Origin of the sequence: Dactylosporangium sp. CA-152071 (assembly GCF_050936335.1) — a bacterium.
GTDB classification, from domain to species: Bacteria; Actinomycetota; Actinomycetes; order Mycobacteriales; family Micromonosporaceae; genus Dactylosporangium; species Dactylosporangium maewongense.
Genome location: NZ_JBNJMZ010000001.1, coordinates 649,046 through 673,025 on the forward strand (window position 1 = coordinate 649,046; position 23,980 = coordinate 673,025).

Sequence of the window (23,980 nt, forward strand, 5' to 3'; positions counted from 1 at the left end):
AGCTAATGTCAGTGAATGCGGGCCAGCCGTCTCCTGTCGATCCTGCTGCTGCTCCAGACCCACGGCAGGCTCACGACCGGCTGCGGGAGATCGCCGGCGACCCGGTGGTCGCCGCAGTGGACGCCACCGCCGGTCCACCGGACCAGTCCGGCTGGGTGCACGCCGTCATCCCGATCGAGTCGCTCACCCCTGCCCACGGCGAGCTGCTGCGGCTCGGCGCCGAGGTGGAAGTCCTCTCCCCCGCCGCGCTGCGCGACCGCCTCGCCGACACGGCCACCGCCCTCGCCGCGTTGTACCAGCGAGCCCACCCCGGCCCGCCGTCCTCCCGTTGATCAAGGAGTGTGCGCCAGTGTCGATCTCCTCAGAGGGCGGTTTGTGAGTTTTTCGTAGTTCGTCATCGCTCGATGTCGTGATGTTGGGGCTGTGCCGATGTCTCGTGGGCGAGTCCGACCATCCCGACCACCCCGAATGGGCGGTATGAGCCGGAACCGTTGCGTGGGGTGAAGTGCGAATTCACCCTCCCACTCACCCATAGCAGGTGATGGTGCCCGGCCGTAACTCGAAGTTATGTTCGGCGGCAACAGGAAGCGGCTCGGGTCGGCACGCTGACCCCTGTAACGGTCTGGACAACCTCCAGTAGCCGAAGCTCGGGAGGGTGGATGTCGTACGGGCGACCGACCGATGCGCCGCGGCTTCGTCATCCGCAGGCAGCGATGATCCGCTGCCGCGCCGACAGTCCGTATGGTGACTCGGTCGTCGTGGCGCAACGGCTCCTCGGCGATCGCTACCGGGTCGAATGGGAGTTGGGCCGCGGAGGCATGGGCACCGTCTGGCGCGGCCACGACCTGCGACTGGACCGGCCGATCGCCGTCAAGGTGCTGTCCGGTGAGGGGCTGGGCCTCCCCAAGGCCATGGAACGCTTCGGCCGCGAGGCGCGTGCGGTGGCCCGGCTGTCGCACCCCAATGTCGTCCCGGTGTACGACTTCGGCGCCCAGGACGGCGAACCGTATCTGGTCATGGAACTGGTCGAGGGCCCGACCGTGGCGGACCTGATGGCCGAGGGCCCGCTGTCGGTCGCCGACGTCCTCGCGATCTCCTCGCAGATCTGCGACGGGCTCACAGCCGCACACACGGCCAAGATCGTTCACCGCGACATCAAGCCGAGCAATCTCATCGTGACCGCCACCGGCGTGGTGAAGATCTGCGACTTCGGTGTGTCCCGGATGCTCAACGCCACCGAATACGCCGACCTGACCGGGTCGGCCATCGCCATGGGCAGCCCCAAGTACATGGCGCCCGAACAGATCAACGGCGAGCCGGTCGACGCCAGGACCGACCTGTACGGTCTGGGCTGCAGCATGTACGCGATGCTCATCGGCCATCCACCGTTCTCGACCGGCTCTCCGTTGAGCGTCGTTCAACAGCACGTCACGACGACACCGGAACCGCTTCGGGTTCGTCGCCCTGACGTGCCGGCCGGCGTGGAAGCTCTGGTGGCCGATCTGCTCGCCAAAACACCGGACGAACGCCCGCCGGATGCCACCACCGTCCGGAAACGCATGGTCGCGGCAGCGGATCGGATGGCGCACGGCGCATCGGGCGCCATCCCTCGATCCGCTGTCTCTTCGGCGGCGGACCTGGCGGCCGCACCGCCGCGCAGCGCAAGGTCTGCGGAGGAGCGAACGCCGCTGCCGGCGCCAAGGTCGAGGCGGTGGCTGCTGTGGGTGGCCGCCGCAGTCGCCGCGGCAGCGGTCACCCTGACGGCGCTCATCGCCACCATGCCGCTGACGAACCGGTCAGGATCACATCGCGGGGTCCAGCGGCTCGCAACCGACTCCCCGGCGGCGGTCAACACTTCACCGAGCGTGGCCCTCACGAGTGCGGCGCCGACCACGGCCCGTGCGCAGACCCAGCCGGCGGCGACGGAATCCGCGCCACCGCCACCGCCACCGACGCCGACGGATCCGATCGTCGCTATGCACCAGATCATTCAGGAGCAGGTCGACGCCGGATTTCTCAAGGCGGACGCCGCCGGGGCACTGAACCACATGATCGATGACCTGGCCAAGTCCATGGCCAACGCCAGACCTGACGACGAGGCCAAGAAACTCAAGGCGCTACGGGACAAGCTGGCCGGTCTGTACAAAGAAGGCAAGCTGACTGACTCCGCCTACACCGCGCTCAACAGCCAACTCGACGCGGTCGCCGCCGAGGTGGGCTGAGTCGTGAATGATCAGCGTGCCGAGATACCGCGGGCCACCAGCTCGGTGGGGAGCACCACCGTACGCGGCCAGGACTGGTCCCCATCGATCCGGCGGAACAGCAGCTCGGTGGCGGCCCGGGCCAGCTCGCGGGTGTCGTAGGCGATCACTGTCAGCGGGTACGGCACCAGGCCGGCCAGGTCGAAGTCGTCGAAGGCGAGCCGGCCAGATGGTTGCGGCGGAAGCCGAGCTCGGCCACGGCGGCGAGCACCCGCTCGGCCAGCTCGGGCTGGACGTGCGGCGCGTCGTTCACCACCCGCGACACGATGCCATGGCGATGAGCTGCGGCAGCCATCGCCATTTCGAGATGGTTACACGGATGTATCTTGACAACGTTGTCACACGGCGAAAGGCTGGCGATCTCCGGGCGTGCCCCATGCGCCCGCGATCACCCCCTGGAGTCCCGCATGAAGGTGCCCGACGGCGACCCCGTCGTTTCCCTCCTATCTCGCCAGCGGCTGGCTGGGGTCGCCGCACTGCTTCTGCCGGTTGGGCTGCTCGTCGCCGCAACCACGGCAAGTGCCGCGGCACCGCCCGGCAATTTCAGCTCCTCGTTCGAGTCGAACGACCCACGACCCGCGGCGAGCTTCGTCGAGCTCAACGCAAGCGGCAAACCGGTCCAGGAGAATCTGAGCGGATCGAGCCCCATCGGACTGCCCGGCAGCCTGCTCAGCCAGGTCAGCGCGGTGACCACAAGTGCCGAGAACCCGCCGAACGAAACCGCGGTGAAGCTCGCCGACGGCAATCCGTCGACCAAGTGGCTGGCCTTCAACCCGACCGGCTGGGTCGCCTACCGGCTCTCCCAGCCCGCGACGGTCGTGAAGTACTCGCTGACCTCCGCGAACGACGCGGCGAGCCGCGACCCCAAGGACTTCACGGTGCAGGGGTCGAACGACGGCAACCAGTGGTTCGACCTCGACCGGCGCACGGGCCAGTCCTTCAGCGGGCGGTTCGCCACCAACGCCTACAGCTTCACCAACACGACCCCCTACGGCTACTACCGGCTGAACATCACCGCCAACTCCGGTGACTCGCTGGTCCAACTCGCCGACTGGGACATCAGCGACGGCTCCAACGTCCGGCCGCCGGCCACCCCGATGGTCAGCGTCGTGGGCACCGGCCCGGCCAGCGGCTACAACATGAAGCCGAGCGCCGGGTTCACCGGGCTGGCGTCGCTGCGGTACGCCGGCGGCGCCGAGGCCGACGGCCGCTCCTACGCGACCAACAGGCTCTTCGACGTGAGTATCCCGGTCGGACCGAAGACCCGGCTGTCCTACAAGATCTTCCCCGAGTACACCGCGCAGGACGCCCAGTACCCGTCCACCTACGCCGCCGTCGACCTGCACTTCACCGACGGCAGCTACCTCAGCGGGCTCTCGGCGATCGACCAGCACGGGTACGCACTCACCGCCGGTGGGCAGGGCGCTTCGAAGGTGCTCTACGCCAACCAGTGGAACGCGGTGCAGTCCGACATCGGGGCGGTCGCCAGCGGCAAGACGATCGACCGCATCCTGCTCGCCTACGACGATCCCCAGGCCACCGCCGCAACCCGGTTCCAGGGCTGGATCGACGACGTCACCGTGGCGGGCACGCCGGCGCCGATCGACGGCTCCAGCCTGACCAACTTCGTCGACACCCGGCGGGGGACCAACGCGTCGGGCTCGTTCTCGCGCGGCAACAACCTGCCGATCTCGGCGGTGCCGAACGGCTTCAACTTCTTCACGCCGGTCACCAACGCCACCTCCAACTCGTGGGAGTACGAGTACCAGTCGGCCAACAACGCGGCCAACCTGCCCACGCTGCAGGGACTCGCGATCTCGCACGAGCCCAGCCCGTGGATGGGCGACCGCAACCAGATGTCGGTCATGCCGGTGCCGGCCGGCGGATCCCTCACCGGGACGCCGAGCAGCCGGGCACTCGCCTTCAGCCACAACGACGAGACCGCGCGGCCGGACCACTACCGGGTCAAGACGACCAACGGCCTGATCGCGCAGATGTCGCCCACCGACCACGGCGGCATCATGCAGTTCACCTTCCCCTCCGGGCAGGCCACCGGAAGCCTCGTCTTCTACAACGGCACGTTCACCATCGGCACGGACGGCACCTTCACCGGCTGGGTCGACAACGGCAGCGGCCTGTCAGTCGGTCGCAGCCGGATGTTCGTGTCCGGGACGTTCGACCGGGCGCCGACGGCGCGCGCGGCCACGTCCGCCACGTTCGACACCTCGGCGAACCAGCAGGTGACGCTGCGCATCGCGACGTCGTTCATCTCCGTCGACCAGGCCCGCAAGAACCTCGACATGGAGGTCACCGGCCGAAGCTTCGACGAGATCCACGCCGCCGCGACCGCGGCCTGGACGGACCGGCTCGGCCGGATCGAGGTCCGCGGCGCGACCGAGACGCAGCTGGTCTCGCTCTACTCGAACCTGTACCGCCTGAACCTGTACCCGAACTCGCAGTCGGAGAACACCGGCACCGCGGACGCGCCGCACTGGCAGTACGCGAGCCCGGTCTCGGCGGCGACCGGGACGTCGACCGCCACCACGACCGGCGCGAAGATCGTTGACGGGCAGATCTACGTCAACAACGGGTTCTGGGACACCTACCGCACCGTCTGGCCCGCGTACGCGCTGCTGTACCCGGACATCGCGGCCAAGATCGCCGACGGGTTCGTCCAGCAGTACCGCGACGGTGGGTGGATCGCCCGCTGGTCGTCGCCCGGCTACGCCGACCTGATGACCGGTACCAGCGCGGACGTCGCGCTCGCCGAGACGTACCTCAACGGCGTCGCGTTGCCCGACGCGCTCAGCGCGTACAACGCGGCGGTCAAGGACGCGACGGTCGCGTCCGGGCGCAGCGGGGTCGGCCGCAAGGGCATCGAAACGTCGCTGTTCCTCGGCTACACGCCGACCTCGACGGGCGAGTCGGTGTCGTGGGCGCTGGAAGGCTTCATCAACGACTACGGCATCGGCAACATGGCCGCCGCCCTGGCCAAGGACCCGGCCACGCCGAAGGAGGAGCGCGACCGGCTCAAGGAGGAGTCGCAGTACTTCCTGCAGCGGGCCCGCAACTACGTCAACCTGTTCGACCCGAACACGAAGTTCTTCCAGGGACGCGACGCCTCCGGCAAGTTCCTCAACGGCAACCCGCTGGACTGGGGTGGCGTCTACACCGAGACCAACGGCTGGAACTTCGCGTTCACCGCGCAGCAGGACGGCCAGGGGCTGGCCAACCTGTACGGCGGGCGGAAGGCGCTGGAGCAGAAGCTCGACGAGTTCTTCGCCACGCCGGAGAAGGCCGACCACCCCGGTGGGTACGGCGGCACGATCCACGAGATGCTGGAGGCGCGTGCGGTACGCATGGGCCAGCTCGGCATGAGCAACCAGCCGTCGCACCACATCCCGTACATGTACGACTTCGTCGGCGCGCCGCAGAAGACGCAGGCGATCGTGCGGGAGCTCCTGCAGCGCCTCTACGTCGGCAGCGAGATCGGCCAGGGCTACCTGGGTGACGAGGACAACGGCGAGATGTCGTCGTGGTACGTCCTCAGCTCCCTGGGCTTGTACCCGCTGCAGGCCGGCTCGTCCAACTGGGCCATCGGCTCGCCGCAGTTCAGCCAGATGACCGTCCACCGCAAGAGCGGCGACATCGTCGTCAACGCGGCGAACAACAGCACGAAGAACGTCTACGTGCAGAGCGTGAACGTCAACGGCAAGAAGCAGAAGGTCACCTCCATCGACTCGTCCGTCCTCGCCAACGGCGGCACCATCGACTTCCAGATGGGGCCGAACCCGTCGTCGTGGGGCACCAGCAACAACGAAGCACCGCCGTCGCTGACCAACGGCAACGCGACGCCCAAGCCGCTGCAGGACACCACCGGCCCCGGTCTCGGCACCGCGACCGCGACCGGCGGGCAGGACGCGTCGAAGCTGTTCGACGACTCGTCGACCACGCAGATGACGTTCGCCTCCGGCACGCCGCAGATCAACTGGGCGTACCGCGGCGGCATGCAGACGCCGACGTACTACACCATCACCTCGGGTGCGAAAGCGGGCGACCTAACGGACTGGCAGCTGCAGGGCTCCACCGACGGGATCACCTGGACCACCGTCGACTCCCGCAGTGGCCAGACGTTCCTGTGGCGCAACCAGACTCGGCCGTTCCGGATCAGCAACCCGGGGCAGTTCGCGCAGTTCCGCCTTGTCGTCACGAAGACCACCGGCGCCGCGCAGGCGAACCTCGCCGAGATCGAACTGCTGGCCGGCGGCGACGTCCAGCTCGGTGGCGGCGCCATCACGGTCACCACCGTGGGCACCGTGCACGCGCTGTCCGAAGCCGCGGTGTCGGTGCCGCTGGCCTCCGTCACCGGGGGCACCGGGAGCGGGTACCAGGCCACAATCAACTGGGGTGACGGCACGCCGGCCACCACCGGCACCACGACGCTCAGCTCGCGGGCCGTGTACAACGTCAGCGGTTCGCACACCTACGCCAAGCCCGGCTACTACCAGGCCTCCGTCGCGGTGACCGACGGCACCAGCCAGGGCACGGCAACGGTCGGCGTCGACGTGGCCTACACGCCGAAGTCCAGCCTCACCGCCGCGTTCGACACCGTCTGCATCGGCGACGAGGGCGTCCGAGCCGCCAACTGCGACGCCAAGAACTGGGCGTACGACCGGGCCGCACTCGCGGCGGCGGGCGTCACCCAGGGCCAGCAGCACGGGGTTCCCGGCACGGCGCTGAACTTCACGCTGCCCGCGGTCCCGGCCGGGCAGCTGGACAACGCGACCGGCAACGCCAACACGATCGTGCTCAACCTGCCGTCCGACGCCAAGAGCATCTCGTTCATCGGCGCCGGCACGCAGGGCAACCAGAGCACGACGGGCACGGCGACGTTCAGCGACGGCACCACCGCCAGCATCCCGATCCAGCTGAGCGACTGGACGCTGGGCGGCAACCCCAACGGCACGCCGTCCTACGGCAACATCGTCGTCGCCAAGACCGCGTACCGACTGCTCGGCACGAACCGGGACGGCGCCCAGCCGTTCCTGTTCGCCACCGCGCCGTACCAGATCCCGGCCGGCAAGACGCTTGTCTCGGTGACGCTGCCGGCGCAGACGGGCGACCCCGGCTCGGCGGGCCGGATCCACGTGTTCGCCATCGCCAACGACGGCACGCCGGCCGCGGCGCTGACGACCACGGCCCCGAAGGACCAGACGGCCACCGCCGGGCAGGCGCTCAACGCCGCGCTCGGTTCGGTGACCGGTGGCGTCACCGACTCGACCAGCTACCACGCCAGCGTCCAGTGGGGTGACGGCACGGTTCCGCAGGACGCCACGGTCAACGCGTCCGGTGCGATCAGCGCACAGCACACGTACGTGCAGAACGGCACGTACATGGTGCACGTCACCGTGTGGGACACGTTGTCGAGCAGCACCGTGACGTTCACCGTGACGGTGGCGGGCGCCGGCGCGCAGCCGGCGATCTCGGCATCGCCGTCCGTCGGCGCCGGGGACACGGTCACCGTCAACGGCACCGGGTTCGCCGCCGGCGAGCAGGTGAGCATCGAGCTCGGCGGCACGGGCAACGTGACGGTCAAGGCCTCCGCGGCGGGCGCGGTCCACGCGTCGATCGCGGCACCGCGTGACGCGGAACCCGGCCTGTACGCGGTCACCGCCGAGGGCGCATCCTCGCAGGCCCCGGCGACGGCGACCGTCGAGGTGACCGGGCAGTCGGCCCAGCCGGCGCACCAGCCCCAGGTGACCCTGTCGGACACCGAAGGTCCGCGCGGTACGGCAATCACGGTCAACGGTTCCGGGTTCGCCCGGAACGAGGCGGTCACGATCACCTTCGGTGACGGCCTCTTCGCCATGACCGTCCACGCGAACGGCGACGGCGTCATCTCCGGCGCGGTCATCAGCGTTCCGGGGGCGGCGGTACCGAGTTCGACCAGCATCACGCTGGCGGGCGCTGATTCGGCGACCCGGATTCAGCTGCCCTTCACGGTCACCAGCCCGAACTAGGCCGAGGCAGTCAACGCCGCTGGTGAGCGAGCCGCCATCGTGGCCCGCTCACCAGCGGCGTTGTTGTTTCCGTGAGGGGCAGCGCGCGTGGCACACCGTCGCCAGTGCCGACCGGCCGCACGTGAACTGCACGCAGCTGGTTTGCTCAGTGAGCCGCATGGGAGCTATCGCCAGCGGCTGGCTCTCATCCAAGCGCCGGTCACGCGGCGCATCCGCCGCGCGCCCACCGCCAACAAGGTGGTGGCAAGGACTGTCATCGTGACGGCGAGTACGACCACCGGGACATCGCTCGACTCCAGCCCGTTGCCGGCCGCCAGCATGAACACCACCATCGACAGGAGCGCCAGCCCGAGGGTCAACAGTTTGACGAGCAGCACGGCGGCGAGTACCGGGCCGGCGGGGTATTCGCGCCACAGCAGCACGGCCGTCGCCATGACCAGGGGGATGAGCCAGGCCAGGTCGATTACGTGGATCGGGTTCGGCAGGTCGTAGACGAACCGGTTCGTGGGCAGACCGCCCGGGAAGGCCGACAGGATGTCGGAGAGCCATAGCAGACCGAACGCGGCGCCGGTCAGGGCCAGTGACCACGCCGTCACGCGTCGCGGGGTCGCCGCGAACGCCGGCGCCACCGCGTCGACATCGATGCCCAGCAGGCCGTTGAGCAGCCCGTACGACGAAAGGCCCAGCACGGCGACGTATCCCAGAAACGCATCGTTGAAGGGGACCGAGAAGGCGTATGTCACGTAGCTGTAGGCGAGGTACAACACGATGCCCAGCCAGAGCAGGTGCGCGCGCAGCGAACCGGCCCGGGCCCGTGCCGCCGACCACACCAGGGCTGGCACCGCGAGCAGCGTGAGGAGGTCTTGACCCCTGCCTTGTGCGGTCACCTCGACCGAGAGGCGGTACGGGTCTGATGCGAGTAACCCGTACGACGTGACCGCGACCAACACTGCGGACAGCACACCCGTGTACCACAGCGGCAGAGGCCGACCCGCTGCTGGCCGATCGACGGACGGTGCCTCGCATACGGCGAGCTGAGGCGGCATGTCCGGCATCGCTTCCCCCTTCTCCAGGTGTGGCACCGGTCGGGCCGCACCGCCTACCTGACGGGTGCTCGGGCCACCGGCACGCGCGCCCGGGCGAGTGGGGGTTGGCGCATCTGCATCAGCGACACACCGAGCCCGTAGGTCACAAACTGGCCCTCGGCACGGATCTCGACGCCTTGGCCAACGCCCGCCAGACCTGGTCCCCGGTCGGTCCGGACGTCGACGGCCGGTGACTCCCCGAGTTCAGCGTTCTTGTCGACACGGCATGTCCCCTATCGGGTGAGCGCCTGGCGGTCACGCCCATAGCGTCGCCCGCTATGGGCGCTCGCGTCAGGGGCGAACGGCCCGGGTGGACGTGCCGACCGGCCGTCGGGCGCGGTGGCACGCGACGGGACCGCGGGTTCCGATGCGGCGAAGAGGTCCACCATGGACTTCGGCGCACAGGTGGTCCCGTTCCACGGCACGCACCAGGCAGGTGTCGAGACACCAGCCCAGGCGCACGCCGCCTGAGGCCAGGTGGCTACCGAACGGTCAGGCGTGCGGTGTACATGCCCATCACGCATGAGTAACGCACCACCCCGACGGCGGGGACACCGAGGTCGATCCGGACATCACCATCAGCCCGGCGCGCGAACCATCCCAACACCGCCATCACCGCCGCGCCGCCGGCCCGACCGACACCATCGCGCCGACCAAGCCGAGCAGGGCCCCAGGACGATGTGTGAAGCCAGCTTTCCCGTCAGGAACGCGGTAACCGGCACGGCATCGAAGCGCGCCGCCGTCACAGAGGACGCCTCGCCGCCCGTGCCGGTGCATGTGTGGTCTGGCGGAGCGCAACCGGCGTGGCGGGTCACGACCGCAGCGAGCAGGCCGCCCTGGACGAGCGTGCACAACGCGCCACCCGCGGTCAGGCCCAGCAGCAGAACCGCGCTCAGATCCACAGCCGGCTAGCTGTGCAACCCATGCAGGACCTCCCGGCACGCCTCCGCGCACCGCAGCGTCGCCTCCGAGCACAGCCGGCAGTGGTCGTGGTGGTGGGCATGCTTGGCGCACAGCTCGGCGCTGTGCTCGCACGCCATCACACACGCCTCCAGCAGCAAGCCCAGCAATGTGGCGTCGCCGCCGCGACTGACCACCCGGCGGGCCGAGGTCACCACGTCCGCGCAGTTCAGGTCCCGGATGATCGCGTCCTGCAGCACCTGGACGTCATCCTCCGCGACCATGGCGGCCGCGCAGGCGGTGACCGCCTCCTCGCACGCCGCCATCGCGTCGATCACGGCCGCCAACCGCTCGCTGCTGACCTGCGAACGAAAACTCACAGCAAACGTGTCAAGCAACTCCCGGGTCTGCGACATGTCGATCCTCCCGATGTCAGATACAGCTACGCACGCATCTACCACAGCAGCGGCGCCTGAAACCCTCCCGCATTCCCAGCGTTCGTCCACGCCCTGAATGGTGAAGCGATGGTCCTCAACCCGACTGGGCGCCGCCACCAATGACGATTCTGCACTCCACCTCGTGGCGGTACGCCGACGGCAGGATCGTGCTCACCTCCGCCGCGATCCTCGCCAGCAACCCCGACCCGGCCGCATCCGGCCCGCCACACATCTGCCCCGACGCGGTTGCCGCCCACGCACCGCTGCCGCCACCACCACGTCGCGGTCCGCGACGACGGCGTCGGCGGGGCCGACTTCACCCGCGGCACCGGCCTGATCGACCTCAAAGACCGCGTCGAGGCGCTCGGCGGCCGAACCGTTCTCGACAGCCCGTGCGAGGTGGGCACCAGCCTGCGCGTGGAAATCCCGATCACCGCCACAAACGACGATGCCACCTCCTGCTATCGACTTTGACTGATCAAGGGCCATGGCCGGGGCCAGTCCGGTCCCGACGAGGAACGCCCCCAGCGTGTGGGGATTCCAAACGCAGTTGCATAGGGTGACCTGCATGTCTACACGGCTCGGTCGGGCTTCGTTGCGTTCTGCGTTGGTAAGGTTGGCAGTCCGCGCCGGAGTCCTGAACGCTAGATCCCGACGCCGTCCACCGTCGTAGCGTTGTTGAGGTATTTGGCCTGGACGGCACGTGCTTTGTGCAGGAGCTCGTCGGTGGTGATGAACGAGCCGTTGCCAGCGGCGACACGGAGCCCTGGCTTGGTCTCGCCAGCTGGCCCGAATGGGAGCAAGTACGCCCCTGGCTACAACTCGCCCTGACCAGCATCGATCTGCTCGCCTGGACTCAGGTACTGCTTCTGGACGGTGAACTCGCCGCCGCAGAACCCAAGAAACTGCGCTACCGGCTCTTGCACGTCGCCGCCCGCCTCACCCGCACCGCCCGCCAAACCCGGCTCCGGATCGCCGAAACCTGGCCCTGGGCAACAGATTTGACCACTGCGTTCACCCGCCTCAACGGGCTACCGCGCCCGATCGGCTGACACCCGCACCCGATCACGTGGACATCACACGGAGGAAACCGGCCAACACGCCGGAGCCCCGGCGCGCCCGCATGACCAACCGGCCAGTGCGTTATTTACAGCTACACACGACTATGTAAATCCGAACTCCGTTCATCGGTGAACAACAATTAAAGAAACCACCAGGCGTCTTGTCCTGATGTCGCCGCTCGGATATCGTTGGCGGTCTGCGGAGACGGGAAGGGCCTGCTGAATCGTGTATTCGCACCTGCATTCGGCCACGGAGCACCAAAACTACGCCGGTTATCTCCGAATTCCGGAGCTCATGTCCCTGCAGCATCCCCTGACCCCGCCGGACGACCTCAGGACGTTTCGCGCGGAGCACTTTTTCATCACCATCCATCAATGCAGCGAGTTACTGTTGCGACAGGCGATCCTGGAGCTCGACGCCGCGGTCGAGTGCCTGGCCACGCCGGACGGCGATGTCGAGGACTGGCTGGAGACCGTGGGTCGGGCGACCGACTGCATGGTGACGCTGCGTCAGCAGGCCGAGCTGCTCGGGCAGCTGCCGGTCGAGTGCTTCGCCGCGTTCCGGCAGCGGCTCGGCACGGCGAGCGGCGCCCAGTCCGCGCACTTCCACCGGCTGCGGACGATCCTCGGCATGAACGGCGGCGGGCCCGGCCCGCTCTTCGAGGGCTACCTGCGGCTGCTCGACCGCTCCGGTCGCGACCTGGCCGAGCTGGTAGCCGGAGGGCTGCGCGGCGACCCGATGTTCCGGATGTCCCAGGCCCTCGCCGAGCTGGCGCAGGGAGTCTGGAGCTGGCAGACGACCCACCTCCACGTCGTCACCCGGATGATCGGCGACGGCCCGGGCACCGGCGGCACGACCGGCCTGGAATACCTGACGAGCCGGCTGCGCACGCCGTTCCCGCAGCTGTGGGCGGCCCGCGCCGAGGCGCACGCCGGCCACGCCCAGACCCTCGCCGGCCATGCCGAGACCCACAGCAGCCACGCCGAGACCCACGGGGTGCCCGTTGCCTAGCCGCACTGACTTCGCCGATACGACCGCCGTCCTGTCCCTGCTGTCCGGCGCCATCACGACGCAGGTCGTCTCGGCAGGCGTCGGCCTCGGGCTGCCCGACCACCTGAGCGACCGCCCCCGCAGCGCCGAGGACCTCGCGCGGGACACCGGCGTCGCCCTGCCCAACCTGCTGCGCATCGTGCGGGCCTGGGCGGCGTTCGGCCTGCTCGCCATCGACGACGCCGGCGAGCTGCGGCAGACGCCATTGACGCCGCTCCTGCGCCGGGACACGCCCGGCTCGCTCCACCACCGGTCGCTGCAGCTCGGCCACCCCGACCTGTTCCGGGTCTTCGAAGGACTCGGCACCGCGCTGCTCGACGGCGATTGCGCGTTCGAGGCGGCGCACAAGCGCACGATGTACGAATTCTTCGGCGACCGTCCGCCGCTCGGAGAGCTGTTCGTGCGCGACCTGTCCGCCAACTCCGTCGGCATCGGCGACGAGCTCGCCCGCGCGTACCACTTCTCGGGCGTGTCCACCGTCGTCGACATCGGCGGCGGCGACGGCCGGATGCTGACCCGGCTGCTGCACGCCTGGCCGCACCTGCGCGGCACCGTCTTCGAGCGGGCCGAGGTGCGGCCGGCGGCGGAGCGGCTCCTCGACGCGGAGGGCGTGGCGGACCGGTGCACGGTCGTCACCGGCGACTTCTTCGCGGGCGTCCCAGCCGGGCACGACGTGTACCTGCTGAAGTATGTCCTGCAGGACTGGGGCGACGCGGAGGCGACCGCGCTGCTGCGGTCGTGCCGGATGGCGATGGGCGACGGGAGCCGCCTGCTGATCCTCGAGCAGACCGTCCCCGACCGGCCCACGGCGACGGCCCGCGCACAGTCGGCGGTCCTCGACGACCTGCTGGTGTTCTCGTTCACCGGCGGCGGCAACCGGACCATGAGCGAACTGGCGGCACTCGTCCACGGCTCGGGCCTGGCGATCCGCGAGCCCGCGACCCGGCTGCCGCAGGTCGACGTCGTCGAGTGCGTTTCCACATAGACGTTCAGTGGTAGCGGATCCCGGCGTCCTCGAGCCGCCGGATCGCCTCCACGACGACGTCCTCGCCTCCGCCGAGATACGCCCGCAGGAACGGCACGCCGGCGTCGGTACCGTCGATCGTGATCGACGCGTGCGAGAACAGCAGCCCGGCGCGGTCCAGCAGTTCGCGGCGCCAGGCGTCGACGCCGTCCGGCCGGCTGCGGAACGCGGGCGGCACCGCGACCAGGAAGTACGGCGTCGCGGTCCCGGTGGCGGTGAGCTCCCGCGGCCAGCCCAGCCCGACCAGCGACCTGGCCCACAGGGACCGGTGGTGGCCGAGGGCGGCGCGCAGCCCGGCGAGGTAGCGGGCGCACGCGGGGTCGGCCAGCCAACGCGCCATCGCCCACTGCCGGCGCGCCCCACGGGGGAAAGCCCACTGGAAGGTGTGCCGCGCGATGGCACGCAACGTCTCGGGGTGGGCCATGACGCTGCCGATGCCCCAGTCGTTGCAGGCGAACACCTTGCCGAACGACTCCACGCGGCACCACCGGCGCCGCGCCCGCTCCGGCGCATCGGCGCGCGCGAAGTACCCGAACAGGGCCTCCGGCGCGGAGACCTCGTCGGCGTCGTCGGTCACCACCCGGCGGTAGGCGTCGTCGAGCAGGATTCCCGCGCCACGGACGGTGGCGGCCTCGAACAGCGTCGCCAGCACGCTCTGCGGCCAGGTCGCGCCGGTCGGGTTGTGCTGCGTGTTCACCACGACCAGCGCGAGCCGCCGATGGGAGTCGGCGTCGATCCCGGCCAGCGCATGCTCGATGTCGTCCGGGTCGGGGATCCAGGAGTGTTCGGCGCGCAGCGGCCAGTACGCCATCTCGTAGCCGAGCGGCCCGAACACGCCGGCGTAGTCCCACGTCGGGTACGCGCACAACACCACCGGGGTCCGGCCGTCGCCGTCGGCGTCGAGCAGGTGCCTGGCGAAGTCGCCCATGATACCGCGGGTACCGGTGCCCGACGTGAGATGCAGGTCGAAGTCCGCACCGGGGCTCGCGTGCCGGCCCAGCCGCTCGGACCGAACCGTGTCCGCCGCGATCGACCAGCGCGCCTCGGGCAGGCCAGCCGGCGTCCGGCTGTACCCGGCGAGGTGCTGCGGCGCCTGCTGTTCGTACGCCGCCAGCCCGGCCGGCAACACCCCACCGAGCAGGTACGGGTCGCCGATCGACATCGGCAGCGGTGGCAGGGCGTGCCCGGCCGACAGGTACCGGTCGAGCATCCGCGCGTCGTCGGTGGTGTCGACGTCGGGATCGGCCATCAAGCCGGCGAGGGGCGGCAACCGCAACACCCGCACCATGATAGCAGGCATATTGAAATACATCGATTAAGTCCGGCGGTGTAGCCGTTCATCTGACTGTGGGGCATGACCCGCTCCGGCTATGCGTATGGGACGGTCATGTCCTCGACGATCACATGGGCGGGGTTGGCCTGGGTTCTGTAGGCGATCCATACCGTGTCAACCCTCGGGCCCTCCTGCGACGCGAACGCGCAGACAAAGTTGTCGACATCGTCGCGGTCCAGCCATCGGTACCGGGTGCCGTTGCGGTCCCGGACGAGTTCGGTGATGTTGTTCTCCCCCCCGGTCCAGCGCGAGGGCCCGGGCCAGATGAAGTGGCGTTCGCTGCCGTCGGCCTCCAAAGCGACGCTGGTGTGCCGTGGCGGGACGCAGTCGGCCGGGAAGTAGTTGAGTTCCTGGCTCAGGTCGAGGTCCTTCCACGACGTACCGTCCGCGGACGACAGTTCGTGCAGGTGGTCGCTCCTGTCGCAGTATGTGATGGCGACGCGACCACTCCAGGGTGCCGCGACGATGCCGAGGAGGGAGGAATAGGGGCTTTGCGCGGTGGTGTTGTCGCTGACCGATCGGTCGATCCACCCGAAGCCGTCGTTGACCAGGAGGTGGATGCGACTGTCCGTCAGGTTTTCATAGGCGACGATCTGCTGGTCGCCGAGCAAGGTCGCGGCGGGCCAGGCGCCGGTCCCGGCCGTCCCGGTGAGCGCGCTGAGGTTGCGCGCCTTCCAGCCACTCCATGGCGTGTAGAGCAGTTCCCACACCGCGCTGTCCAGCCCCGTGTAGATGACGTGCTGGGCGTTGCCCTGCACGTAGGCGGTGATTCCGTCCCCCGGCGGCGCGCCGGTGAGGGCAGTCAGGTCGACCAGATGCCAGGTCGGTTGGGCTTCGCTCGTCCACAGGTTCCAGATGTGAAAGTCCCAGTCCTTGATGATCATGGCTGAACCGCGATCCCGGCTGAGCCCGTAGGCGTCATAGGCATAGGCGACCGCGTCATAGAAGGTGAAGCCGTGCTCCGGGGGCTTTCCGGCCTCCGCGGGCACGGAGACCCACGTCCAGTTTCGTTTCGCGCCGTAACTGCTGGCGACCACGATGCCTGTTTCGCCGCACTCGTGATAGGGCCCATCCTCCTCGCAGGCGGTGGAATAGGCGACGTGCCGCCCGTTGTTCCATGGTGTCGCCCACCCGAGGATCCGGTTTCTAGTCCCCTTAGCGGGGGCACCGGCTTCCAGCGCCAGATCCGTCCCCGTGAAGTAGCCGTCCCCGGCGTGCGCCGCCGGGGACGAAACGACTGCACCGCAGGCTACAGCCGCAACCGTGACCGTCAGGATCTGGCACAGCTTGCGCCGTGCGCGAATGAAAAGCACAGCGTTTCCTCCTAGTACGGAAGATCGTCGATGATGGCCGCGGCGATCCCGGTGTGGCTGGTGCGGGCCGAGGCCCGCACCAGCCACAAATTGCTCAGGGGCGGAGAACCGGGGCGGGGAAGTGGAACAGGGCGGGCGATGGGGCCGCCGCCCGGCGGAACAGCCATCCCTTACTGGCATCGGGGTTCGAGAGTGACCTGTTCCCTTTGCGTGTCGACCCCGACGATGCGGAGCTTCTTGCCCTCGACGGTGAGCTCGGTGCCAGGCACGGCCTTAGCGGCGTTGCTGGGCATCGGGTCCGTGCCGACCAGGCTGTAGGGCGCCTGCATGTGGCTGATGGGGCCGCCGTAGACCAGCGGCTCCACGTCGGCGCGTCCGGAGGTGGCCGTGCGCGGGATGAACACCACGGCGACCCCGATGCCGCACACGTCGTGTTCGATTCCGATGTCGAGCACGAACGGTGCCGCGCCAGCGGTACTCATCGCGGTCGCCGAACCGTCGGGCTGGCTGGTGGCAGGACCGGCCGGGTCGTCTCCGCACCCGGAACACCCGATCCCATCACCACGAGGGCCACCGCGGCCCAGGTTCGGGCATGGGGGCGTCGGTTGGCGTCGCCGGTTCGCCGACGCCTTCTGGTAAGGCTGACGGAGCCCATCTGTGCCTCCATCTACAGGTGTCCGAGCTGGCGCAGGGCGCCGAGGTCGTCGCGGCAGGCCCAGTGCTCGGCGATGCGGTCGGCATCGAAGCGCACCATGTGGATCTGCTGCATGCTGAACCGTCGCCCGGTGGGCGGATGCCCGAACAGCGGACCGCGCTGGGTCGCGGTGAGCGTGGCCCGGTAGGCGGCCCGGTCACCGGCCGACAGCACGTCGTGGACCTCGTAGCGGATGTCGCCCAGCGCGGAGTGTAGGAAAGCGACGGCGGCCTTGAGGTTGTCCGGGCCGGGTGGCGCGGAGTTGGGCGGTGCGGCGTGGTCGACGAAGTCGGCGGTCACCAAGTCGTCGGCCAGGGCGGTGTCGCCGGTCTCGAACAGGGTCCGGTAGACGCCGCGGATGATCTCCTCGTGGCTGGTCATCGCGCCTCCCGGCGAGCCTGCAAGGTGTAGAGGGCGACGCATGCGGCGCCGACCATCAGCGGGACGTGGAACAGGTACTCGATGCGGGCCAGGCCCGCGAAGTCGTGATGGGCCAGGACGCGGTGCATGTTGTCGTGCGGCCACCAGCTCAGCAGCATGAAGCAGACGCTCAGATACACCGCCCAGTCCAGCGCGGCGGGTTTGGTCGCGCGTCGCGCGACGGGCAGACCGACGATGGCGTAGGCGACGCCCGCGCCGAACAGCAGCGACTCGACCACCGACAGGCTCAGGAAGTAGGGCAGGAGATCCGCCGGCGGGGTGATCGCGCCGGGCGGGTCGGGCCATACCACGCGGCTGAGGGCGAAGGTCGCCAGGGCGGCGGCGCCGGCGGCGAACGCCGCGGTGATCCGCGTAGCGCGGACCGGGCTCGGTAGGGTCGTCATCGGCTCCCCACTCAGGTGACTAGAAGGTCATTACGCTGACTAGAATTAGATTAAGGTGAATGATGTGACGACGCAAGACGGTTCCCGGCCCAACCGGCGCCAGATGCAAGCGGCCCAGACCCGGCGGGACATCATCCTGGCCGCGTCGAAGCTGTTCACCCAGCACGGATACGCACATACATCGGTCGCCGACATCGCCCAGGAAGCCGGCGTGGCTGTGCAAACGATCTACGCCAGCGTCGGCTCGAAACCGCAACTCATCACAGCGATGCTCGACGAGGTGGACGCCGTCGCCGAGATCCCGCAACTGGCCGCACAGATCCAGCAATCACACGACCCGCGCGAGGTCATAGCCCTGATGGTGCGCCTGACCCGCCAGCTCAACGAACGCTGCCACGACATCATCGCCGGACTACGCTCAGGCGCCCACGTCGATGCCGACCTCGCCGCCGCGTACGCGGCGGGAGCTGCCCGCCACCGCGATGGCGCCGCCACCTGCGCCCAGCACCTCGCACAACTTCACGCCCTGCGCCCCGGACTGGACACCGCCACGGCCGCCACCACGATTGCGGTCCTGCTGTACTACGACACCTACGCGCAACTGCACAACGAGCACGGATGGTCCTACGACCGATGCGAACACTGGCTCCGCGACACTCTCAACCAGCTGCTCCTGCCCGCTACGACCATGGCCGACACGTAGCGCGACAGGACTAACACCCCCGCGCTTCGCCGCTGGTCCCGTTGGCCTGGGCCGCCGCCGACGCCGGGCACAGCGTCGCGGTAACCGGGCAGCCCGCGCTGATGCCGCTCGTGACACAAGCCGGCTTCGAGGCGTTGTCGTCCGGCACCTGGCCGCCGGACTCCGGCGAGCGTCCCCCGCTCTCGCGGGTCGACCTGAAGCGCGAGGACCGCGACTTCAGCAACGGCTTCGCCGGGCGGACCGCGCTCGACCCGCGCCGGCGGTACGGCAGGTCGCCGCCGGCTGGCGCGCCGACGTCATCGTCTGCGGCGAGGCCGACTTCGGCAGCATGATCGCCGCCGAGACGCTGGGCATCCCGCACACCCCGGTGGTGGTGCTGGCCGCCGGCACGTTCGGTCGCCCGGCCGGCACCGGTCCGCGTGGGCACCTCTTCCCGGGCAGTCAGACCACAGCCATGGTCGCGACCAGCCCGACGTATTAGCCGGAGTCCTTTGCCGTCTGTCGCACCGAGTCCGTGCCGGTGGTTTTGGCATGGTTGAATCCCATCACCACCGGTGAAGCTGAGGTGATTCAGAAGTCCGGGTGGGGGACGCTGGAGCAGGCGTCCGCGGCGCAGAACCCGGACCTGACCGACCCGGGATGGCGTTATTGGGGGCCCACGGTTGGCCTTGCCTGGTGGGATCGCTCGATCGCACCCGACGCCGTGCTCGACACCTCACGAGCTGGACTGTCACGCGTCGGCGTCAGCGTTACGGTTGCCGGATTGCTTGTTCCGTAGCGGTTGCGACCCTGCCCCGTTCGGAAGCTCGTCGCTGCTGGTCAGGCTTCATATCTGTACTCGTTGATGACGCCGCCGAGCACTCGGGGTCGTAGGAGTCGGTGAGCGGTCGGGTCGGTCACGGGCGCCGGGTGCTTCTGGGCGAGGGGAGGGAGCTGTCCTCGAGCCTGGTGTGGGCGATGGCGGTTGTAGTGTCGGGCGTAGGCGTCGAGGATGTGCCGGGCGTGGGTCTCGTTCCAGATCCGCAGGTGGTCGAGTGCTTCGCGCCGCTTGCGCACGAGATCGTTAGGGCGGGCTTCGCGTGGAGGTCGCCTGTCTCGTCCAGCGGATGATCGGCCGTTGCCCTGCTCAGCGTGACAGGATGGCGACGATCTCGTCGTATCCGCGGTTGCGTGCGTGTTGCAGCACGTCGGCGCCGTTCTTGTCGGGCTGGTGGACGTTTGCGCCGGCGGCCACGAGGATCTCCGCGATCTGCTGGTACGGCCTGGTTCCGTCACCGAGAATCACGCATTCGAGCAGCGCCGTCCAGCCGAGGTTGTTGACGTGGTTGACGTTGATGTCGGTTTGGACGACACGCCGGACGTAGTCGACGTGACCGCGCTCGCTGGCCGGGATGATCGAGATCCCGCCGTAGCGGTTCACGATCGTGAGGTCCGGCTGGGCGGGCAGCAGGACCTCGAGCATCGGCACGCTGCCTGTCACCCCGGTCACCAGCCACGGCGTGTCGTGCTGGTCGTCGAGCGCGTCAGGGTCAGCTCCGGCGTCGACCAGCACGCGGGCGGCCTCGACGTGGTCGTTCGCGGCGGCCAGCAGCAGCGCGGTACGCCGACGCGCATCGCGGGCCGCAAGCTCAGCGCCGGCCGCCAGCGCTGCGCGTACGCCTGCCGTGTCTCCGGCGCTCGCCGCTGCGAGCAGCTCGCGGTTGGCGGGGCTGGTCATAGAGTCCTCCCGGCGTGGTGTGGCGTCGGGTCGCGTGCAGCCAGCCGCCGTGACGAGGGCGAGGGCGAGGGCGAGCAAGACGCGGCGCTTCACAGCCTGATCAGCTTCCGTTCGACGGCGGCGTGCACCGCCGCGGTACGCGAGTCGACACCGAGTTTGGCGTAGATGTGGACGAGGTGGGTCTTGACGGTGGCCTCGCTGATGAAGAGCAGTCGGCTGATCTCCTTGTTGGCGTGGCCGCGGGCGAGCAGCGTGAGGATTTCCACCTCGCGGGTGCTGAGGGTGGTTTGTGGGCCGCGCATCCGGTCCATCAGCCGAGCGGCGACCGGTGGGGAGAGGACGGTCTGTCCGGCGGCGGCGGCGTGCACGGCGCGGAAGAGCTCGTCGGGTGCGCAGTCCTTGAGCAGGTATCCAGTCGCGCCGGCTTCGACCGCGTGCATGATGTCCTCGTCGGTGTCGTACGTGGTCAGCACCAGGACGCGTGGCGGGTCCGGTAGGGCCAGGAGGTGCGCGGTGGCCGCGTCGCCGTCGACTCCGTCGCCGAGTTGCAGGTCCATCAGCACGACGTCGGGGCGCAGGGCGGCGGCCTGCCGGACGGCGTCGGCAGCCGTGGCCGCCTCGGCGACCACGGTCATGTCCGGCCGGCTCCCGAACAGCGCGCGCAGGCCGGCGCGGACCACCGGGTGGTCGTCGACCAGCATCAGCCGCAGCGGGATCGTCATCCCGCCTCCCGCATTGGCAGGCTGACGGCGAGCGCGGTGCCCTCTCCGGGTGCGCTCTCGATGGTGACCTTGCCGCCGAGGTGTGCTACCCGCTCTCGGACGCCCGTGAGCCCGAACCCGGTGGCGACCGCGGGGTCGAAGCCTGTTCCATCGTCGTACACGTCGAGCATCACCTCCCGGTCGCCGTAGGTCAGCGTCACCGCGGTCTGCTGTGCATTCGCGTGGCTGCGGACGTTGGCCAGGGCGCTCTGCGCGACCCGCAGCAGGACGATCTCGTTGTCGACGCCGAGCGGCACAACAGTGCCCACCACGGTGAGTCGGACTGGCGTGCCCGTGTCGCGCTCGGTCGCCGCGCACAGCCGTCGCAGGGCATCGGTCAACGATGCACCGTCGAGTGCCGGCGAGGCCAGGCCGCGCACGAAGCGGCGCGCCTCAGCCAGGTTGTCCCGCGCGGTCGCCGCGGCCTCCCGCACGTGCCCGCGCGCCTGTGTGGGCTCGGTGTCCCATTCCCGGTCGGCCGCTTGTAGCAGCAGGTTCATGCTCGATAGGCCTTGGGCGAGGGTGTCGTGGATCTCCCGGGACAGCCGGGCCCGCTCCGCCAGCGCCCCGGCCTCGTGCTGGCTGCGGTCCAGCTCGTCCCGGGCGGCCACTAGTGCGTCGAGCGCGTGCTGCCGAGCCCGGTTCTGCCGATCCAGTTCGAGGAAGACGACAGTGGTGATGGCGGCGATGCCCACCGGCCCCAGCACGAGGCTGGGGTCGAACCCGTCAGCCAGCCGGATCTGCGCGATCACGACCGCCGCGGTCAGCAGCCCGACCAGCGGCCAGACCGCGCGCTGCGGGAGCTGGCGCAGGCCCACGAAGAACAGCGGGATCGCCACCAGGGCGAAGCTCGGCGCGGCGAGCACCAGCGCGAGGAACGCGACGATCACCGCCGCGAAGCGTGCTCCGGGTGCGAAACTCCCCAGTTCATTCACCGTGTACGCGGCCAGCAACACCCCGGCCAGCGCCAGCACGCCGGCGGTCTGGGCTCCCCAGCCATGTCGCACGACATAACGGGAGGCGGCGGCGGCCAGCAGGAGCAGAAACCCCCACCGCATTGCCACGCGCAGCCGATCCTCCCGCATTGGCGCCCGCCTCACTCACCCAGACAGCTGATCTTGATCAAGGATACGGCAGGTCTGAGGCGGGTGAATCAACCGTCTGATGTATCGCGGATCGATCCGCCGTGCCATGCCTACGCCGCGAGTCTCGACCAGGCTGGCGATTGTCACCTCGACTCGAACCTGACCGAAGGAGTACTTCGATGATCAACAACGTCCGTCGCCGGGGCGCGCTCGGCCTGATTGCCGGCGCCCTCGGTGTGGCCGCCGTCACCGGCGTCACCATCGAGGCCAACGCCGCCGAGCCGGTGACTGCGGCAAACGCCACCGCGGTAGCGGCGCAGAGCAACATCGTCGCCAACCCGTCTCTCGACATCGACGCGGCACTGCGCGCGGCCGGAGCGACGCTCGATGCGGCGGAGAAGGGCAGCCACCACGTCACCGTCGTGATCCTCGACCGATCGGGCAACGTCCAGGTGCAGCTCAAGGGCGACGGTGCAGGCCCGCAGTCGGCTGAATCCGCCAAGCGCAAGGCGTTCACGGCCGCCTCCTTCGGCCAGCCGACCTCCGCGCTCGCGGGCCGGGTCACCGGGCCGGGAGCCACGCTGCGCGACATCCCCGGCACGTTGTTTCTCGCCGGCGGCGTGCCGGTGACCGTCGACGGTCAGGTCGTCGGGGCCATCGGAGTAGGCGGCGCGCCCTCAGGCGAACTCGACGAGCGGTACGCCAACGCCGGCGCGGCCACTCTCCGCTGACCGGAGGGTGGCCGGCACATGGTTGGGGTTCCGGACGGCCTTGCCGGAGCCCTTAGCCATGTGCCGGCGACCCACCAGGACCCGTCGCCGGCGCGGACCGGGGACACCCAGCCGATCGATAGCGGCGGCTGAATGGGAGACCCGACCAGGCTCGTCCCGTCGTGCAGCAGCGCCGCGACCCGCCCTGGTCATTCGCGCCACGTTCGGCTGCTGTACCACGAGACATTCAAGCGCGGGGTGCTCAACCTCGCCTCCGCGCCGGAGCGGAGGGTGTGACGTCTTGTGCCAGTAATCCGCTCTTCCGAAGGATGCGAAGTATGTCGACCTAAGGAGGACCTGCCGTGCGGCATCTTGGCACCCTGATCACCGCGATCGTCGTCGCCCCGCTCGCCTGGGTACTGTTAGCGATCGGTCAGCAGCGGTCCGTCGCGGCGTTCTCTGGAGACCTGCAGCCCGCAGAGTTCGTGCGGCCGTTGCTGGTACTGGCGGCGGCCGGACTGCTACTGGGCGTGCTCGGCACCCTGCGGTTCTCCCCGCTGGGCGCAATGACGATCGGCATCGTGTACATCTTCAGCAACACGCTGCTGCTCGTCTCCCCGTCAACCGTGACGCGCGTGTTCACCGACGACCTGTATGTCGCGGGTCGGCACATCGACCTGGCCGCGCCGATCCGGACCGGCACGACGATGACGCTCGGCGTGCTGCTGCTGGTCGGGGCGACCAGCATGCAGCGGTGGCGTCGCTGGCCACAGCCCGCCCGCGACGGGGCGCCCGAGACGGCTGCTGAGAACCGTCCGATCGGCGTCGACGGGCTCGGCCTGACCACTCCACAACAGGACACCGAGCCCGAACTGTCCGTCCGGTACGCCACGAGCTCTGAGCCCTATGCAACCTCGCGCCGCGGCACCTCGGCGAGCGACGCCCCCAACGGATGGTGAGCCGGCGACGGCCTGGGAGAAGCTGCCGAGGTGCCGTGTGGT

General features: G+C 69.3%; 23 protein-coding genes and 1 pseudogene. 12 read left to right on the forward strand and 12 right to left on the reverse strand.

Annotated features, from left to right (window positions below; genetic code table 11):
- The first annotated feature begins 5 nt into the window (after window positions 1-5).
- Both ACQEVZ_RS02350 and ACQEVZ_RS02355 read left to right on the forward strand, forming a co-directional pair.
- Entirely contained in the window at window positions 6-332 is a 327-nt protein-coding gene (locus ACQEVZ_RS02350) for a WYL domain-containing protein (protein ID WP_433360577.1), read from the forward strand.
- A gap of 327 nt (window positions 333-659) precedes the next feature.
- Window positions 660-2,222, forward strand: coding sequence for a serine/threonine-protein kinase (locus tag ACQEVZ_RS02355; RefSeq protein ID WP_433360580.1), 1,563 nt, complete (start codon window positions 660-662; stop codon window positions 2,220-2,222).
- An 11-nt stretch (window positions 2,223-2,233) separates the two neighbouring features.
- Here the strand turns inward: ACQEVZ_RS02355 and ACQEVZ_RS02360 are convergent.
- Window positions 2,234-2,422, reverse strand: a pseudogene (locus ACQEVZ_RS02360) (substrate-binding domain-containing protein); the annotation flags it as partial.
- Window positions 2,374-2,562 carry a LacI family DNA-binding transcriptional regulator gene (locus ACQEVZ_RS02365; RefSeq protein ID WP_433360583.1) on the reverse strand — a complete coding sequence of 63 codons (189 nt, stop codon included), beginning with the start codon at window positions 2,560-2,562 and terminating at the stop codon, window positions 2,374-2,376. The pseudogene ACQEVZ_RS02360 and the gene ACQEVZ_RS02365, both read right to left, overlap by 49 nt.
- A 106-nt stretch (window positions 2,563-2,668) precedes the next feature.
- Between ACQEVZ_RS02365 and ACQEVZ_RS02370 the strand changes: the two genes are divergently transcribed.
- Complete coding sequence (locus ACQEVZ_RS02370) at window positions 2,669-8,281, forward strand: GH92 family glycosyl hydrolase (RefSeq protein ID WP_433360586.1); 5,613 nt, start codon at window positions 2,669-2,671, stop codon at window positions 8,279-8,281.
- A 164-nt stretch (window positions 8,282-8,445) separates the two neighbouring features.
- Here the strand turns inward: ACQEVZ_RS02370 and ACQEVZ_RS02375 are convergent, their stop codons facing one another.
- Window positions 8,446-9,231 carry a hypothetical protein gene (locus ACQEVZ_RS02375; protein ID WP_433360589.1) on the reverse strand — a complete coding sequence of 262 codons (786 nt, stop codon included), beginning with the start codon at window positions 9,229-9,231 and terminating at the stop codon, window positions 8,446-8,448.
- A 1,043-nt stretch (window positions 9,232-10,274) separates the two neighbouring features.
- Complete coding sequence (locus ACQEVZ_RS02380) at window positions 10,275-10,772, reverse strand: four-helix bundle copper-binding protein (protein ID WP_433360592.1); 498 nt, start codon at window positions 10,770-10,772, stop codon at window positions 10,275-10,277.
- Between the two features lie 177 nt (window positions 10,773-10,949).
- Between ACQEVZ_RS02380 and ACQEVZ_RS02385 the strand changes: the two genes are divergently transcribed.
- From ACQEVZ_RS02385 to ACQEVZ_RS02400, 4 genes are all read left to right on the forward strand, one after another.
- Window positions 10,950-11,177, forward strand: a complete 228-nt coding sequence (locus ACQEVZ_RS02385; protein ID WP_433360595.1) for a hypothetical protein — start codon at window positions 10,950-10,952, stop codon at window positions 11,175-11,177.
- Between the two features lie 236 nt (window positions 11,178-11,413).
- Window positions 11,414-11,755, forward strand: coding sequence for a transposase (locus ACQEVZ_RS02390; protein WP_433360598.1), 342 nt, complete (start codon window positions 11,414-11,416; stop codon window positions 11,753-11,755).
- 235 nt (window positions 11,756-11,990) lie between these two features.
- Entirely contained in the window at window positions 11,991-12,776 is a 786-nt protein-coding gene (locus tag ACQEVZ_RS02395) for a tryptophan 2,3-dioxygenase family protein (protein WP_433360601.1), read from the forward strand.
- Window positions 12,769-13,800: a methyltransferase gene (locus tag ACQEVZ_RS02400; protein ID WP_433360604.1), complete on the forward strand. Its 1,032-nt coding sequence runs from the start codon at window positions 12,769-12,771 to the stop codon at window positions 13,798-13,800. The genes ACQEVZ_RS02395 and ACQEVZ_RS02400 overlap by 8 nt, the downstream gene beginning before the upstream one ends.
- A gap of 4 nt (window positions 13,801-13,804) precedes the next feature.
- Here ACQEVZ_RS02400 and ACQEVZ_RS02405 read toward each other — a convergent pair whose 3' ends face one another.
- The 5 genes from ACQEVZ_RS02405 to ACQEVZ_RS02425 all read right to left on the reverse strand — a co-directional run bounded on the left by ACQEVZ_RS02405 (window position 13,805) and on the right by ACQEVZ_RS02425 (window position 18,003).
- Window positions 13,805-15,118 carry a pyridoxal phosphate-dependent aminotransferase gene (locus ACQEVZ_RS02405; RefSeq protein WP_433360607.1) on the reverse strand — a complete coding sequence of 438 codons (1,314 nt, stop codon included), beginning with the start codon at window positions 15,116-15,118 and terminating at the stop codon, window positions 13,805-13,807.
- 89 nt (window positions 15,119-15,207) lie between these two features.
- Complete coding sequence (locus tag ACQEVZ_RS02410; RefSeq protein WP_433360610.1) at window positions 15,208-16,485, reverse strand: hypothetical protein; 1,278 nt, start codon at window positions 16,483-16,485, stop codon at window positions 15,208-15,210.
- 170 nt (window positions 16,486-16,655) lie between these two features.
- Complete coding sequence (locus ACQEVZ_RS02415; protein WP_433360613.1) at window positions 16,656-16,967, reverse strand: hypothetical protein; 312 nt, start codon at window positions 16,965-16,967, stop codon at window positions 16,656-16,658.
- A gap of 185 nt (window positions 16,968-17,152) precedes the next feature.
- The gene (locus tag ACQEVZ_RS02420; RefSeq protein ID WP_433360616.1) at window positions 17,153-17,560 is read right to left on the reverse strand and encodes an ester cyclase; all 408 of its coding nucleotides are present in this window, start codon (window positions 17,558-17,560) and stop codon (window positions 17,153-17,155) included.
- Window positions 17,557-18,003 carry a hypothetical protein gene (locus ACQEVZ_RS02425; protein WP_433360619.1) on the reverse strand — a complete coding sequence of 149 codons (447 nt, stop codon included), beginning with the start codon at window positions 18,001-18,003 and terminating at the stop codon, window positions 17,557-17,559. The genes ACQEVZ_RS02420 and ACQEVZ_RS02425 overlap by 4 nt, the downstream gene beginning before the upstream one ends.
- A 64-nt stretch (window positions 18,004-18,067) precedes the next feature.
- Between ACQEVZ_RS02425 and ACQEVZ_RS02430 the strand changes: the two genes are divergently transcribed.
- From ACQEVZ_RS02430 to ACQEVZ_RS02440, 3 genes are read left to right on the forward strand one after another with little or no spacing between them, the layout of a single operon-like run.
- Entirely contained in the window at window positions 18,068-18,706 is a 639-nt protein-coding gene (locus tag ACQEVZ_RS02430) for a TetR/AcrR family transcriptional regulator (protein WP_433360622.1), read from the forward strand.
- Window positions 18,707-18,747: 41 nt separating this feature from the next.
- Complete coding sequence (locus tag ACQEVZ_RS02435) at window positions 18,748-19,038, forward strand: hypothetical protein (RefSeq protein WP_433360625.1); 291 nt, start codon at window positions 18,748-18,750, stop codon at window positions 19,036-19,038.
- On the forward strand, window positions 19,035-19,187 hold the full coding sequence (locus ACQEVZ_RS02440; protein WP_433360628.1) for a hypothetical protein: 153 nt from the start codon (window positions 19,035-19,037) through the stop codon (window positions 19,185-19,187). The genes ACQEVZ_RS02435 and ACQEVZ_RS02440 overlap by 4 nt, the downstream gene beginning before the upstream one ends.
- Before the next feature lie 645 nt (window positions 19,188-19,832).
- Here the strand turns inward: ACQEVZ_RS02440 and ACQEVZ_RS02445 are convergent.
- The 3 genes from ACQEVZ_RS02445 to ACQEVZ_RS02455 all read right to left on the reverse strand — a co-directional run bounded on the left by ACQEVZ_RS02445 (window position 19,833) and on the right by ACQEVZ_RS02455 (window position 22,269).
- Window positions 19,833-20,423 carry an ankyrin repeat domain-containing protein gene (locus ACQEVZ_RS02445; protein WP_433360631.1) on the reverse strand — a complete coding sequence of 197 codons (591 nt, stop codon included), beginning with the start codon at window positions 20,421-20,423 and terminating at the stop codon, window positions 19,833-19,835.
- A gap of 89 nt (window positions 20,424-20,512) precedes the next feature.
- The gene (locus ACQEVZ_RS02450) at window positions 20,513-21,145 is read right to left on the reverse strand and encodes a response regulator (RefSeq protein WP_433360633.1); all 633 of its coding nucleotides are present in this window, start codon (window positions 21,143-21,145) and stop codon (window positions 20,513-20,515) included.
- The gene (locus tag ACQEVZ_RS02455; protein ID WP_433360636.1) at window positions 21,142-22,269 is read right to left on the reverse strand and encodes a sensor histidine kinase; all 1,128 of its coding nucleotides are present in this window, start codon (window positions 22,267-22,269) and stop codon (window positions 21,142-21,144) included. The genes ACQEVZ_RS02450 and ACQEVZ_RS02455 overlap by 4 nt, the downstream gene beginning before the upstream one ends.
- A gap of 179 nt (window positions 22,270-22,448) precedes the next feature.
- On the opposite strand from ACQEVZ_RS02455, the gene ACQEVZ_RS02460 reads away from it, so the two are divergent.
- Both ACQEVZ_RS02460 and ACQEVZ_RS02465 read left to right on the forward strand, forming a co-directional pair.
- On the forward strand, window positions 22,449-23,000 hold the full coding sequence (locus ACQEVZ_RS02460) for a GlcG/HbpS family heme-binding protein (protein WP_433360639.1): 552 nt from the start codon (window positions 22,449-22,451) through the stop codon (window positions 22,998-23,000).
- Between the two features lie 341 nt (window positions 23,001-23,341).
- Window positions 23,342-23,938 (forward strand): hypothetical protein, encoded by a 597-nt coding sequence (locus tag ACQEVZ_RS02465; protein ID WP_433360642.1) that lies wholly within the window; start codon window positions 23,342-23,344, stop codon window positions 23,936-23,938.
- Window positions 23,939-23,980 lie beyond the last annotated feature (42 nt).